Consider the following 14217-nt stretch of genomic DNA (forward strand, 5'->3'; position numbering starts at 1 on the left):
GAGCAAATGCTGGATACGGGACGCACCGCGCGCCGCCTCGAGAGCTACGTGCAGGGCGCCTGGCGCGCTGGCGAGGGTGAGGGCAAGCCGCTCGCCAACGCCGCGACCGGAGCGGTCCATGCCTATATCGGCTCGGACGGGCTCGATTTCGCCGGGGCGCTGGCTTGGGGCCGCGAGACCGGCGGCCGCGGGCTGCGGCAGCACACCATCCACGAGCGCGCGCTGATGCTGAAGGCCATCGGCACCAAGCTGATGGAGATGAAGGACGAGTTCTACGCCGAGAGCCTTGCCACCGGCGCCACGGCCAAGGATGCCTGGCCGGACATCGATGGCGGCATCGGGACCATGCTCACCTTCGCCTCGAAGGCGCGGCGCGAGCTGCCCAATGCCAAGGTGGTCCCCGAAGGCGCGGTCGAGGGCCTGTCGCGCGACGGGACTTTCGTCGGTCAGCACATCCTCGTGCCGATGCACGGCGTCGCGATCCACATCAACGCCTTCAACTTCCCGGTCTGGGGGATGCTGGAAAAGATCGCCCCGGCGCTGATCGCCGGCATGCCCTGCCTCGTGAAGCCGGCCTCGGCGACCGCGTATCTGACCGAACTGGTGGTGCGCCGGATCCTCGAGATGGGCATCCTGCCGGACGGCGCGCTGCAGATCGTCTGCGGCGGTGTGGGTGACCTGCTGGACCACGTGACCGGGCAGGACGTCGTCACCTTCACCGGCTCGGCCACGACCGGGCGCAAGCTGAAGTCGCACCCGGCGATCGTCGCCAACTCGGTGCGCTTCACCATGGAGGCCGACAGCCTCAACGCCGCGATCCTCGGCCCGGATGCCGTGCCGGGCACGGCCGAGTTCGAGCTTTTCGTCAAGGAAGTGCACCGCGAGATGACCGCGAAGTCGGGGCAGAAATGCACCGCGATCCGCCGCGTCATCGTGCCGAAGGCGCAGGAGCAGGCGGTGATCGAGGCGCTTTCGGCCCGGCTGGCGCAGACGCCGCTGGGGCTGCCGGACGACGCCAACGCACGGATGAGCGCGCTGGCCTCGCTCGGCGACCGTGACGGCGTGCGCGAGAAGATCGCCGAGATCGCCCGCGAGGCGGAGATCGTCTTCGGCGATCCGGCGAAGGTCGCGCTGGTCTCGGGCGATGCCGAGGCGGGCGCCTTCATGAACCCGGTGCTGCTGCGCTGCGCCGACCCGATGAGTGCCACCGCGCCGCATGACATCGAGGCCTTTGGCCCGGTCGCGACGGTGATGGGCTACGAGGGTCTGGATCAGGCGATCGAGCTGGCGATGAAGGGCAAGGGCTCGCTGGTTTCGTCGGTCTTCACCAACGATGCCGAGGTCGCCTCGACGCTGGTTCTCGGTGTTGCGCCCTTCCACGGGCGGGTGATGCTGGGCAACCGGGACAGCGCCAAGAGCTCGACCGGCCACGGCGCGCCGCTGGCGCCGCTGGTGCACGGCGGGCCGGGCCGCGCGGGCGGCGGCGAGGAGATGGGCGGCATGCGCGGGGTGAAGCATTTCATGATGCGCACCGCCGTGCAGGGCACGCCGCGCCTGCTGTCGGCCGTGACCGGCGAGTGGGTCTCGGGCGCGCCGGCGGAGCAGGGCACGCACCCGTTCCGCAAGTCGCTGGCCGAGCTTGCCATCGGCGACCAGCTGGTCACCGAGCGCCGGGTCATCACCGAGGAGGACGTGGAGCACTTCGCGCATTTCACCGGCGATACCTTCTACGCCCACATGGACAGCGCCGCCGCCAAGGCCAACCCGTTCTTCGACGACCGGGTGGCGCATGGGTACCTCATCGCCTCGTTCGCGGCGGGTCTCTTCGTGCAGCCCGATCCGGGCCCGGTGCTGGCCAACTACGGCGTCGACAACCTGCGCTTCCTGACGCCGGTCTACTTCGGCGACAGCCTGCAGGTGCGGCTCACCTGCAAGCAGATCAACCCGCGCGAGGGCACGGTCTACGGTGAGGTCCGCTGGGACTGCCGCGTCACCAACCAGAAGGACGAGGTGGTGGCCGAGTATGACGTGCTGACCATGGTGGCCAAGAGCTGGCCGCTGCCGCAGGAGGTCTGAGCATGGCGATCTGGTCCTGGGACGGGGTGGTGCCGGTGGTCGCGCCGTCGGCCTTCGTCCATCCCGAGGCCGTGCTGATCGGAGACGTGATCGTGGGGGCCGGCTGCTATGTCGGCCCCGGCGCCGTCCTGCGCGGCGACTTCGGGCGGATCACGCTGCACCCGGGCTCGAACGTGCAGGAGACCTGCGTCGCCCATGCCTTCCCCGGCAAGGACGTGGTGGTCGAGGAGCGCGGCCATGTCGGGCACGGCGCGGTGCTGCACGGCTGCCACATCGGGCGCAATGCGCTGATCGGGATGAACGCTGTGGTGATGGACGAGGCGCGGATCGGCGAGAACAGCATCCTCGGCGCCATGGCCTTCGTCCGGGCGGGGACCGAGATCCCGGCCAATGTCATGGCGGTGGGATCGCCCGCCAAGGTGCTGCGCGAGCTGACCGCGCAGGAGATCGACTGGAAGTCGCGCGGGACGGATGTCTACCGGCAGCTTGCGGTGGATGCCAAGACCAAGCTCGCCCCGGCGCAGCCCCTGACCGAGGTGGAGGAGGGGCGCCGCCGCGTGACGGCGCCCGAGTACGATCCTCTGGTGGTCGAGCGGGCGGCGCTCAGCGGACGGCCTTGACCCCCTCGAGGATCAGGGTCGTCGCGACGCGGGCATAGTCCTCGCGGCTGATCTTGCCGCCGTCGCGGAACCACATGTAGACCCAGTTCATCATGCCGAAGAGCGACATGGTGACCGGCATCAGCAGCGGCCGGTCCGGCGTGTCGAGCTGCGGGTGGATCTCGTTCAGCACCGCCGAGAAGTGCTTGACGATGCGCCGCTCGATCTTGGTGATCGCGGCCTTCTGCTCGTCCGACAGCGCGGGGCCGGCGTTGAGCTGGACCTTGTGCTGGTCGTCGGCGCCCTTGTAGGCGTCGAGCACGGTCATCACCAGGTGCTCGAGCCGCGCGCGCGGGGGCAGGGCGGGATCGTCCGCCTCGACCAGCGCGGCGTCGAGCTCGTCGAGGTGCGTCTCGATGATCGCGAAGATCAGCGCGTCCTTCGACGGGTAGTAGTGGTAGAGCAGCGACTTCGACACCCCGGCCTCGGAGGCGATCTGGGACATGGACGCCTTTTCCATGCCCTGCGTCGCGAAGACGTTGGCGGCGGTCAGGAGCAGCTGGTGCTGCTTCTCCTCGAAGTCGCTGGCGCGCGTTCTTGCCATGTGCGCGAATGCTCCTCTTGGTCCGGCGGACGGAATGGCTGCGTGCCAGTCCTTAGCCGCCGGACGGGATTTTTGCTACCCTGCGAGCGGGTTACTTCGGACGGTTGTCGACGACGCGCTTCGCCTTGCCTTCGGAACGGGCAACGCTCTGGGGATCGTGCACCTCGATCTTGGTCGAGACGCCCACCACCGACTTGATGTGATGCGACAGTTCCTTGGCCGAGGCGGCGCGGGCGTCCGCATCGCAGCGGTTCGGGGTGCATTCCACGTGCACGGTCATCATGTCCATGCGGTCCTTGCGCGAGAGCTCGATCTGGAAGTGCGGGGCGAGGCCCTCGCATTTCAGGATCTGCTCCTCGATCTGGGTCGGGAAGACGTTGACGCCGCGCAGGATGATCATGTCATCGCTGCGGCCGGTGATCTTCTCGATCCGGCGCATCGAGCGCGCGGTGCCGGGCAGGATGCGGGTGAGGTCGCGGGTGCGGTAGCGCACCATCGGCAGGCCTTCCTTGGTGAGCGTGGTGAACACCAGCTCGCCCATCTGGCCGTCGGGCAGCACCTCGCCCGTCGCCGGGTCGATGATCTCGGGGTAGAAGTGGTCTTCCCAGACGTGCAGCCCGTCCTTGGTCTCGACGCATTCGTTGGCGACGCCGGGGCCCATGATCTCGGACAGGCCATAGATGTCGACCGCGTGCATGTCGAAGGCCTGCTCGATCTCCTCGCGCATGGCGTTGGTCCAGGGCTCGGCGCCGAAGATGCCGACCTTCAGCGAGCTCTGGCGCGGGTCGAGGCCCTGGCGGCGGAACTCGTCGAGGATCGAGAGCATGTAGGAGGGGGTGACCATGATGATCTGCGGACGGAAGTCCTGCATCAGGGTGACCTGGCGCTCGGTCATGCCGCCGGAGATCGGCACCACGGTGCAGCCGAGACGCTCGGCACCGTAGTGGGCGCCAAGGCCGCCGGTGAACAGGCCGTAGCCGTAGGCGACGTGGCAGATGTCGCCCTTGCGGCCGCCCGAGGCGCGGATCGAGCGCGCCATGCAGTCGGCCCAGGTGTCGATGTCCTTCTGGGTGTAGCCGACCACGGTGGGCTTGCCGGTGGTGCCGGACGAGCCGTGGATGCGCACCAGCTGCTCACGCGGGACGGCGAACATGCCGAAGGGATAGGTGTCGCGCAGGTCCTGCTTCATGGTGAAGGGGAACTTGGCGAGATCGGCGAGCGTCTTGAAGTCGTCCGGGTGCGCGCCGTTCTCGTCGAAGCGCTTGCGGTAGAAGGGAGAGTTCTCGTAGGCGTGGCGCAGAGACCAGGCCATGCGCTTTTCCTGAAGCGCGGAAATCTCGTCGCGGCTGGCGATCTCGATCGGATCGAGGATCTCCTTCATGGGGGTCATGTCGGTCATGGGTACTCCTCCCTTCATGGTCAGTCCTCTGCGCGGGTTTCGGGCAGCAGGGGGCGGTTGAGCGTCCGCGAATGGCCGCGGAATTCTGCGATGACGGTCCCGTCCTCCCGGGTCACCGTCACGTCATAGATGCCGGAGCGGCCCTTGCGCGAAACCTCGCGCGCGGTGGCCGTCAGCCTGTCCCCGAGCGCGCCCGGGGTGATGTAGGTGACCGAGCAGTGCTGCGCGACGGTCATCTCGTTGTAGGTGTTGCAGGCGAAGGCAAAGGCGCTGTCGGCGAGCGTGAAGAGGTAGCCGCCGTGGGCATTGCCGTGGCCGTTGGTCATCTGGTCGCTCAAGACCATCTCGAGCGTCGCATGGCCCGGGGCGATGTGCTTGAGCACCATGCCGAGACGCTGCGAGGCGCTGTCGGCGTTCCACATTTCCTTGGCGCAGGCCGCGGCGAGATCCTGGGCGGTCATGGTCTGGCTGTCCTTCATGGCTCACTTCCCCCGGAAGCTGGCGGGACGCTTCTCGAGGAAGGCGGTCACGCCCTCGGCGTAGTCGTCGGACCGACCCGCCTCGCGCTGACAGTCTCGCTCGCGGTCGAGATGCGTGTCGAGATCATTCGTCGCGGCCTCGTGGATGAGGCGCTTGGTGAGGCCCAGCCCCAGCGTCGGACCGGCGGCGAGCCTTGCGGCCAGCGCCTCGGCCTCGGGGATCAGCGCCTCGTCGTCGAGTGCCTTCCAGATCAGCCCCCAGTCGGCGGCGGTCTCGGCCAGCAGCGGCTCGGCGGTCATGGTCAGCGCCTTGGCGCGCGGCTCGCCGAGGATGCGGGTCAGCGACCAGCTGCCGCCCGCGTCGGGAATGAGGCCGATCTTCGAGAAGGCCTGGATGAACTTCGCCGATTTCGCCGCGAGCACGATGTCGCAGGCAAAGGCGATGTTGGCCCCGGCGCCCGCCGCCACGCCGTTGACGGCGCAGATCACCGGCTTTTCGAGCGCGCGGATCATGCGGAGGGTGGGGTTGTAGAAGGTCTCGATCGTGTGGCCGAGGTCCGGCTTCAGCCCGCCCTTGCGCGGATCGCGGTCGCCGAGATCCTGCCCGGCGCAGAAGCCGCGTCCGGCGCCGGTCAGCAGGACGGCGCGAATCGCGGCGTCGTCGTGTGCACGCTGGATTTGTGCGCGCAGCTCGAGATGCATCTCCTCGTTGAAGGAGTTCAGCTTTTCCGGGCGGTTGAGCGTCAGCTTCAGGACGCCCGAGTCGAGCTCCGCCAGCACGGTTTGCGATGTCGTCATGTGATCCTCCGAGCCCCCCTCCAGGGGCCTGTGACATTTACTGTTGCATAAACCGACCGGACGGTCAATGATACAGACCAAGCTTTGGGAGGAGCCATGACAGACCTGTTCACCCGCCATCAGCCTCTTCTGGAAAGTGCCCTCAAGGCATTGGAGACGCGCGAATTCTGGACCCCGTTCCCCGAGGTCCCGAGCGGGAAGATCTATGGCGAGACCGCGAAGGAAGAGGGCGAATCGTCCTACGAGGCGCTGCTTGGCGCCGGTTTCGACCTGCCCGGCCACCCCGAGGAATTCCGCGTCGGCGCCGAGGTCTCGCCCTGGGGCCCCGAGCTTGGCATCACCTATCCCGCCGCCGCTCCCGAGGTGCTGGTCGCCGCCGCCGAGGCTGCCGCGCCGGCGCTGGCCGAGGCCTCGGTCGAGGTGCGGGCAGGGGCGCTGCTCGAGGCGCTGGTGCGGCTCAACCGGATGAGCTTCCTGCTCGGCCACGCCACCATGCACACCACCGGCCAGGCCTTTGCCATGGCCTTCCAGGCGGGCGGGCCGCACGCGCAGGACCGTGGTTTGGAAGCTCTGGCGGCAGCCTATGCCGAGCTGACCCGCAGCGCCCGCGACGCGGTCTGGGAAAAGCCGCAGGGCAAGCACGCGCCGCTGATCATCGAGAAGCACTGGGAACTGGTGCCGCGCGGCGTCGCGCTGACCGTGGGCTGCAACACCTTCCCGACGTGGAACGGCTACCCGGGGATCTTCGCCAGCCTCGCCACCGGCAACCCGGTGATCGTCAAGCCGCACCCGCGCGCGATCCTGCCGCTGGCGCTGACCGTGCGCGTGCTGCGCGAGGTCTTCGCCGAGGCCGGGCTGCCGCGCGACGCGGTGCTGCTTGCCGCCGACGCGCCGGGGGCCGAGATCACCAAGGATCTCGTGACGCATGAGAAGGTGGCGCTGATCGACTACACCGGCTCGACCGCCTTCGCCGACTGGATTCGCGCGCACAGCCGCGCGCAGGTCTTCACCGAGGAGGCCGGGGTCAACTCGGTCACGATCACCGGCACCGATGATTTCGATGGGATGTGCGCCAACCTCGCCTTCTCGCTGTCGCTCTACTCGGGGCAGATGTGCACCTCGCCGCAGAACCTCTACATCCCGCGCGGCGGGATCGAGACCGACGCGGGGCACAAGAGCTTCGACGCGGTGGCCGAGGGGCTGAAGGGCGCGATCGACGCGCTGCTTTCGGATCCGGCCCGTGCGGCCGGGGTCTGCGGCACCATCGTGAACCCCGCGACGCTGGACCGCATCGAGACCGCGCGCGGCGCGGGCCGGGTGATCCGCGACAGCGCCGAGACCGGCCACGGCCGCAGCGCCACGCCGCTCATGGTGGCGGTCGAGGATGCCGAGGGCCCGCAGGACGACGAGTGCTTCGGGCCGGTGTCCTTCCTCGTGCCCTGCGAGGACGCCGAGGAAGCCATTGCCCGCGCCGCCGGCATCGCCCGCAGCAAGGGCGCGATCACCGCGGCGCTCTACGCGACCGACGACGCGCTCATCGCCCGGGCCGCGAAGGCCTTTGCTCAGGCGGGGGTGAACCTTTCGGTGAACCTCACCGGCAACATCTACGTGAACCAGTCGGCGGCCTTCTCCGACTTCCACGTCACCGGGGCGAACCCGGCGGGCAATGCCAGCCTGACCGATGCCGCCTTCGTCGCGCCCCGCTTCCGGCGCGTGATGATCCGCTGGCCCAAGGCGGCCTGAGCGGACCCGGCACACGAACATCGACGGACACCAATCTGGGAGGAGTTACCATGATGTCCAAGACCACCACCGCGCTTGCCACCCTGGCCGCGCTCGGCGCCCTCAGCGGCGCCGCGCAGGCCGAGATCCGCCTTGGCGTGAGCGTTTCCGCCACCGGCCCCGCGGCCTTCCTCGGCGACCCCGAGGCGAAGACCATCGAGATGCTGGTCGAGCAGCTGAACGAGGCGGGCGGCATCAACGGCGAGGAGATCGCCCTGACGCTCTACGACGACGGCGGCGATCCCAACAAGGCGCGCACCTTCGCCACCCGCCTCGTCGAGGATGACGAGGTCGTCGCGATCCTCGGCGGCTCGACCACCGGCACCACCATGTCGATCCTGTCGGTCGCCGAGGACGAGGGCATTCCCTTCATCTCGCTCGCCGGCGCGATCTCGATCGTCGACCCGGTCCGCGCCAACGTCTTCAAGACGCCGCACACCGACCGCATGGCCTGCGAGAAGATCTTCACCGACATGCAGGCGCAGGGGATCAGCAAGATCGGCATGATCTCGGGCACCGACGGCTTCGGCGCCTCGATGCAGGCGCAGTGCAAGGAGGTCGCGGGCAACCACGGCATCGAGATCCTCGCCGACGAGACCTACGGCCCGCAGGACGCGGACATGACCCCGCAGCTGACCCGCATCCGCAACACCGAGGGCGTGCAGGCGGTGCTGAACCCGGGCTTCGGCCAGGGCCCGGCCATCGTCACCCGCAACGTCGCGCAGCTGGGCTTCGAGATCCCGCTCTACCAGAGCCACGGGGTTGCCTCGGACGCGTTCATCGAGCTCGCGGGGGCAGAGGCCGCCGAGGGCGTGCGCCTGCCGGGCACCGCGCTGCTGATCGCCGACAAGCTGGCCGAGGACGATCCCCAGTACAAGGTCGTGACCGCCTACACCGAGGCGTACAAGGCCAAGTACGACCAGGACGTGTCGACCTTCGGCGGCTACGCGCATGACGCCTTCGCGCTGATCGTCGATGCGATTGCCCGCTCGGGCGATGCCGAGGACCCGGAGGCGATCCGCGACGCGCTGGAAGCCACCAGCGGCTTCGTCGGAACCACCGGCACCTACAGCTTCTCGCCCGAGGATCACCTCGGCCTCGATCTCAGCGCCTTCCGGATGCTTCAGATCAAGGACGGCGACTGGCTGCCCGTCGAGTAATCCGCTCCGGCTCCGGGCCCCGCGCCCGGAGCCGCACCCCCCATCCGCCAAAGCCTTGGGAGCCCCGATGGACGCCCTGCTGCAATTCCTGTTCTCCGGTCTGACCGTGGGCGCCGTCTACGCGCTCGTGGCGCTGGGATTCACGATCATCTACAACGCCTCGGACGTGGTGAACTTCGCCCAGGGCGAATTCGTCATGCTGGGCGGGATGATCACCGTCTTCACCTTCGAGGCCGGGCTGCCGCTGCCGCTCGCCGCCGTGGTCGCCATCCTCGTGACCTCGGCCATCGGCGTGGCGCTGAACAAGCTGGCCATCGAGCCGGCGCGCGGCGCGCCCGTGGTGTCGCTCATCATCATCACCATCGGCGCCTCGATCCTGATCCGCGGCGCGGCGCAGCTGGTCTTCGACAAGCAGCTGCACCGCTTCCCCTCCTTCTCGGGAGACGAGCCGATCCGGGTGCTCGGCGCGACGATCCTGCCGCAGAGCCTCTGGGTGATCGGCGGCGCGCTGGCGGTCTTCGTCGGGCTCTGGATCTTCTTCACCCGCACGCTGACCGGCAAGGCCGTGCTGGCGACTGCCAACAACCGCGTTGCGGCGCAGCTGGTCGGGATCAACACCGGCTGGGTGATGACCCTCTCCTTCGGCCTCTCGGCCGCCATCGGTGCCTTCGCGGGTGTGCTGGTCACCCCGATCACGCTGGTCGGCTATGACGTCGGCGTCGCGCTCGCGCTCAAGGGCTTTGCCGCCGCCATGCTGGGCGGTATGGGCAACCCCAAGGGCGCGCTGGTCGGCGGGCTGCTGCTTGGCTGCTTCGAGGCGCTGACCGCGGGCTATCTCAGCTCGCAATACAAGGAAGCGGTGGCCTTCATCGTCATCCTCGCCGTGCTCTTCGTGATGCCGCAGGGTCTCTTCGGCCGCAAATCGACGGAGCGCGTGTGATGACCGGCCGCAACAAGTGGATTTCGCTCGGCGTGCTGGCGCTGCTCATCGCGCTGCTGCCGCTGTTCTTCCCCTCGGGCTACTACTACCGCGTCGGCGCGCTGATCTTCGTCAACGCGCTCTCGGTGGTGGGGCTGGTGATCCTGATCGGCTACGCCGGGCAGATCAGCCTCGGCCACGCGGGCTTTGCCGGGATCGGCGCCTACGCCTGCGCGCTGGCCCCCGAGCACCTCGGGCTGCACCCGGCGCTGGCGGTGCTCCTCGGCGCAGTGATCTCGGGCGTCATGGCGGCGCTGATCGGCAAGCCGATCCTGCGGCTCAAGGGCTACTACCTTGCCGTGGCGACGCTCGGCTTCGGCATCCTCGTGTCGATGGTGCTGACCAACGAGCGCGCGCTGACCGGGGGGCCGGACGGCATGAACGTCGCCGACCTCGGGCTGCGTGACCTGCTGCGCGACATGGGCTGGAAGCTCTCGGGCGGCGAGTTCTGGTACATGCTCTGCGGCATCGTGCTGCTGGTCGGCGCGTGGCTCGCGCTCAACCTCTTCGACAGCCCTTCGGGCCGCGCCATGCGGGCGCTGCACGGCTCCGAAGTGGCGGCAGCCACGGTCGGCGTCGACGTGCCGCGCCAGAAGCTGCGCGCCTTCGTGATCTCGGCGGTCTACGCCTCGGTCGCGGGCTCGCTGCTGGCGCTGCAGAACGGCTTCATCACGCCGGACGTGGCGGGCTTCATGCACTCGGTCGAGATGGTCACCATGGCGGTGCTCGGCGGTGTCGGCTCGGTGCTGGGCGCAACCTTCGGGGCGGCGATCCTGACGCTGCTGCCGCAGGTGCTGACGGTGTTTGCCGAGTACGAGCAGCTGGTGCTGGGCCTCGTCATGGTGCTGGTGATGATCTTCCTGCCGCAGGGGCTCCTGCCCTCGATCGCGCGGCGCCTGAAGGGGAGGGACGAATGAGCCTTCTGGACGTACAGGGCCTCGGCATCAGCTTCGGCGGGCTGAAGGCGGTCAACGACGTGAGCTTCAGGGTCTCGCCGGGCGAGATCGTCTCGGTCATCGGGCCGAACGGCGCGGGCAAGACCACGCTCTTCAACATGATCTCGGGCGTCTACCAGCCCGGTCGCGGCTCGGTTTCGCTCAATGGCACCGAGGTGACCGGGGTCGCCCCCAACCGGCTGGCCGAGATGGGCCTGTCGCGCACCTTCCAGAACCTGCAGATCTTCCAGGAGATGACGGTGCTCGACAACGTGCTGGCGGGCTATCACCTGTCCGAGCGCGGCTCGGTCTGGGCCGACCTGCTGTCGCTGCCGGGGATGCGCCGCCGCGCCGCCGAGGCGCGAGAGGGCGCGCGCAAGCTGCTGGAGCGGGTGCGGCTCGACAAGGCCGCCGAGCAGGTTGCGGGCAACCTCAGCTACGGCGCGCTGAAGCGGCTCGAGATCGCCCGGGCGCTGGCGCTTCGCCCGAAGATCCTGCTGCTGGACGAGCCGGCGGCGGGCTGCAACGCGGTCGAGACCGAGGAGATCGACCACCTGATCGCCGAGCTTGCGGCCTCGGGCATTGCCATCCTGCTGGTCGAGCACGACATGAAGCTGGTGATGCGGATCTCGAACCACATCGTCGTGCTGGACCATGGCGAGAAGATCGCCGAGGGCGATCCGGCCACCGTCGCGCGCGACCCGGCGGTGATCGCCGCCTATCTCGGCACCGAAGAGGAGGAGCCTGCCCATGCTGACGGTTGAGGGGCTGCGCTCGCGCTACGGGCGCATCGAGGTGCTGCACGGGCTCGACCTCGAGGTCAGCTCGGGCGAGATCGTGACCGTGGTGGGCGCCAACGGCGCGGGCAAGACCACGCTGCTGAAGTGCCTGTCGGGCATACAGCCGGTGAGCGACGGCAGCATCGTCTTCCGCGGCGAGAGCTTTGCCGCCGTGCCCGCCCACAAGCGCCTGAAGCGCGGGCTGGCGCAATCGCCCGAGGGGCGGCAGATCTTCACCAACCTCTCGGTCGAGGAGAACCTGCGCCTCGGCGCCTTCCTCTACACCGACGAGCGGGTCGAGCGCGACATGGCGGATGCCTTCGCCATGTTCCCGATCCTGAAGGAAAAGCGCAACCTCGCGGCGGGCGGGCTCTCGGGCGGGCAGCAGCAGATGCTGGCCATCGCCCGTGCGCTGATGGGCCGGCCGCATTGCCTTTTGCTGGATGAGCCCTCGATGGGTCTGGCGCCGCTCTTGGTGGCGCAGATCTTCGAGGTGGTGAAATCGCTCAAGGAGCGCGACGTCACGGTGCTGCTCGTCGAGCAGAACGCCTATGGCGCGCTCAAGATCGCGGACCGGGGCTACGTGATGGAGACGGGGCGGATCACCATGACCGGCCCGGCCCCGGAGCTCATCGCCGATCCGCGCATTCGTGAAGCCTACCTGGGACTCTGAACCATGACACTCCTGACTGTCCGCCGCGACGGCGAGATCGCCGTCGTCACCCTCGACAATCCGCCGGTGAACGCGATTTCCGAAGCCGTGCGCAAGGGGCTCTTCGAGATGGTCGGCCAGCTCGACGCCGACCCCGAGGTGAAGGCCGTGGTACTGATCTGCGCCGGCCGGACCTTTCTTGCCGGGGCCGACGTGCGCGAGTTCGGCAAGCCGCCGGTCGAGCCGCACCTGCCCGACGTGGTGGACCGCATCGAGGCGGCGGAAAAGCCCTGGGTCGCGGCGATCCACGGCGCGGCGCTTGGCGGCGGCTTCGAGATCGCCATGGGTTGCCGGTTCCGCGTCGCGGTCGAGAGCGCCAAGGTCGGCCTTCCCGAGGTCACGCTCGGCGTCATCCCCGGCGCCTCGGGCACGGTGCGCACGCCGCGCCTTGCCGGCATCGAGGCGGCGGTGGAGCTGGTGACCGGCGGCAAGCCGGTGGCCGCCGCGAAGGCGCTGAAGGCCGGGCTGGTCGATGCCGTGGTGAGCGGCGATCTCGAGAGCGAGGCGGTGGGTTTCGCCCGCGCCGCGCTGGCGACCGATCTGCCGCTGCCGGTGTCGCAGCGCCCGCTGGCGCCGATGCCCGAGGAGTTCTGGCAGGTGGCCCGCAAGACCGCCGCGAAGGCCGGGCACAGCGCGCCGCTGCGCGCGCTCGACAGCCTTCGCTTCGCCACCGAGCACGGCTTTGCCGAGGCGATGGCGGTGGAGCGCGGGACCTTCCTTGACCTGCGCGGCTCCGACGAGGCCGCCGCGCTGCGCCACGTCTTCTTTGCCGAGCGCGCGGCGCCGAAACCGGCCGCGCTCAAGGACGTGGCGCCGCTGCCCTTCGGGACCGTCGGCGTCATCGGCGGCGGAACCATGGGCGCGGGCATCGCCGGCGCCTGCCGCGAGGCGGGGATGGAGATCATCCTCATCGAGCGCGACGCCGAGGCGGTGGCGCGGGGCCTTGCGAACGTGGACAGGATCTTCCAGTCGTCGGTCCAGCGCGGCACGCTGTCCGAAGACGGCCGGGCGCAGCGCATGGCCGGGGTCCGCGGCAGCACCGATTATGCCGACCTGGCGCAGGCCGACCTCGTCATCGAGGCCGTCTTCGAGGAGATCGGCGTCAAGCGCGCGGTCTTCGCCGAGCTGGGTCGGGTCTGCCGCCCCGACGCGGTGCTGGCGACCAACACCTCCTACCTCGATCCGCGGGCCATCGCCGAAGGGCTGCCGAATCCCGGGCGCTTCATCGGGCTGCACTTCTTCAGCCCGGCCCACATCATGAAGCTGCTCGAGATCGTGCCGACGCCCGACACCGCGCCCGAGGTTCTGGCCACCGGCTTCGCGCTTGGCCGCGCGCTCAACAAGATCCCCGTGCAGGCGGGCATCTGCGAGGGCTTCATCGGCAACCGCATCCTCAAGCGCTACCGCGCCGAGGCCGAGGCGCTGGTGACGCAAGGCTTGGCCATCGCCGAGGTGGATGCCGCGATGCGCGGCTACGGCTTCCGCATGGGCCCGTTCGAGGCGCAGGATCTGGGCGGGCTCGACATCGCCTTCCTGCAGCGCGAGGGCGCGCGGGCGGCGGGGCAGGACGTGCCCGAGACGCTGGGCGACATCCTCGTGCGGGCCGGACGCAAGGGCCAGAAGACCGGTGGCGGCTGGTACGACTACGCCGAGGGCGACCGGACCGCGAAGCCCGCGCCGCAGGTGGCCGAGCTGCTGGCCGCGCGGATTTCCGGCTCGCGGGACCTGTCCCGCCCCGAGATCGCGGCGCATCTGGTCGCCGCCATGGCCGCCGAGGGCGCGGCGATCCTCGAGGAAGGCATCGCGCAGCGCCCCGAGGACATCGACCTCGTGGAAGTCCACGGCTACGGCTTCCCGCGCTGGAAGGGCGGGCCGATGTTCGCGGCCCGGACCGACAGGGCGTAACGCGCCGCCC

The 14217-nt window shown here is 69.2% G+C and carries 13 protein-coding genes; 9 read left to right on the forward strand and 4 right to left on the reverse strand.

Features of this window, described 5'->3' with window-relative positions:
* The first annotated feature begins 6 nt into the window (after positions 1 to 6).
* Together paaZ and PVT71_RS28045 are read left to right on the forward strand one after the other, a co-directional pair.
* Positions 7 to 2076, forward strand: a complete 2070-nt coding sequence (gene paaZ, locus PVT71_RS28040) for a phenylacetic acid degradation bifunctional protein PaaZ (protein WP_353476639.1) — start codon at positions 7 to 9, stop codon at positions 2074 to 2076.
* A 2-nt stretch (positions 2077 to 2078) separates the two neighbouring features.
* Entirely contained in the window at positions 2079 to 2696 is a 618-nt protein-coding gene (locus PVT71_RS28045; protein ID WP_353476640.1) for a transferase hexapeptide repeat family protein, read from the forward strand.
* Here the strand turns inward: PVT71_RS28045 and PVT71_RS28050 are convergent.
* The 4 genes from PVT71_RS28050 to paaG form a co-directional block, all read right to left on the reverse strand.
* On the reverse strand, positions 2680 to 3279 hold the full coding sequence (locus PVT71_RS28050; protein WP_353476641.1) for a TetR/AcrR family transcriptional regulator: 600 nt from the start codon (positions 3277 to 3279) through the stop codon (positions 2680 to 2682). The two genes, PVT71_RS28045 and PVT71_RS28050, sit on opposite strands and share 17 nt — an antisense overlap.
* A gap of 91 nt (positions 3280 to 3370) precedes the next feature.
* Entirely contained in the window at positions 3371 to 4678 is a 1308-nt protein-coding gene (gene paaK, locus PVT71_RS28055; RefSeq protein ID WP_353476642.1) for a phenylacetate--CoA ligase PaaK, read from the reverse strand.
* Positions 4679 to 4698: 20 nt separating this feature from the next.
* Positions 4699 to 5157 carry a hydroxyphenylacetyl-CoA thioesterase PaaI gene (gene paaI, locus PVT71_RS28060; RefSeq protein WP_353476643.1) on the reverse strand — a complete coding sequence of 153 codons (459 nt, stop codon included), beginning with the start codon at positions 5155 to 5157 and terminating at the stop codon, positions 4699 to 4701.
* A gap of 3 nt (positions 5158 to 5160) precedes the next feature.
* Entirely contained in the window at positions 5161 to 5955 is a 795-nt protein-coding gene (gene paaG, locus PVT71_RS28065) for a 2-(1,2-epoxy-1,2-dihydrophenyl)acetyl-CoA isomerase PaaG (protein ID WP_353476644.1), read from the reverse strand.
* Positions 5956 to 6051: 96 nt separating this feature from the next.
* On the opposite strand from paaG, the gene paaN reads away from it, so the two are divergent.
* From paaN to PVT71_RS28100, 7 genes are all read left to right on the forward strand, one after another.
* A complete protein-coding gene (paaN, locus tag PVT71_RS28070) occupies positions 6052 to 7698 on the forward strand; it encodes a phenylacetic acid degradation protein PaaN (protein WP_353476645.1) in 1647 nt (548 codons plus the stop codon).
* A 53-nt stretch (positions 7699 to 7751) separates the two neighbouring features.
* Positions 7752 to 8897: an ABC transporter substrate-binding protein gene (locus PVT71_RS28075; protein ID WP_353476646.1), complete on the forward strand. Its 1146-nt coding sequence runs from the start codon at positions 7752 to 7754 to the stop codon at positions 8895 to 8897.
* A gap of 67 nt (positions 8898 to 8964) precedes the next feature.
* On the forward strand, positions 8965 to 9837 hold the full coding sequence (locus PVT71_RS28080) for a branched-chain amino acid ABC transporter permease (protein ID WP_353476647.1): 873 nt from the start codon (positions 8965 to 8967) through the stop codon (positions 9835 to 9837).
* Entirely contained in the window at positions 9837 to 10793 is a 957-nt protein-coding gene (locus PVT71_RS28085) for a branched-chain amino acid ABC transporter permease (RefSeq protein WP_353476648.1), read from the forward strand. The genes PVT71_RS28080 and PVT71_RS28085 overlap by 1 nt, the downstream gene beginning before the upstream one ends.
* A complete protein-coding gene (locus PVT71_RS28090) occupies positions 10790 to 11575 on the forward strand; it encodes an ABC transporter ATP-binding protein (RefSeq protein WP_353476649.1) in 786 nt (261 codons plus the stop codon). The genes PVT71_RS28085 and PVT71_RS28090 overlap by 4 nt, the downstream gene beginning before the upstream one ends.
* Positions 11562 to 12263 carry an ABC transporter ATP-binding protein gene (locus PVT71_RS28095; RefSeq protein ID WP_353476650.1) on the forward strand — a complete coding sequence of 234 codons (702 nt, stop codon included), beginning with the start codon at positions 11562 to 11564 and terminating at the stop codon, positions 12261 to 12263. Before PVT71_RS28090 ends, PVT71_RS28095 begins: the two co-directional genes overlap by 14 nt.
* Before the next feature lie 3 nt (positions 12264 to 12266).
* Complete coding sequence (locus tag PVT71_RS28100) at positions 12267 to 14207, forward strand: 3-hydroxyacyl-CoA dehydrogenase NAD-binding domain-containing protein (protein WP_353476651.1); 1941 nt, start codon at positions 12267 to 12269, stop codon at positions 14205 to 14207.
* The last annotated feature ends 10 nt before the right edge of the window (positions 14208 to 14217 follow it).

The sequence above is a fragment of the Salipiger sp. H15 genome (assembly GCF_040409955.1).
Taxonomy (GTDB): domain Bacteria; phylum Pseudomonadota; class Alphaproteobacteria; order Rhodobacterales; family Rhodobacteraceae; genus Salipiger.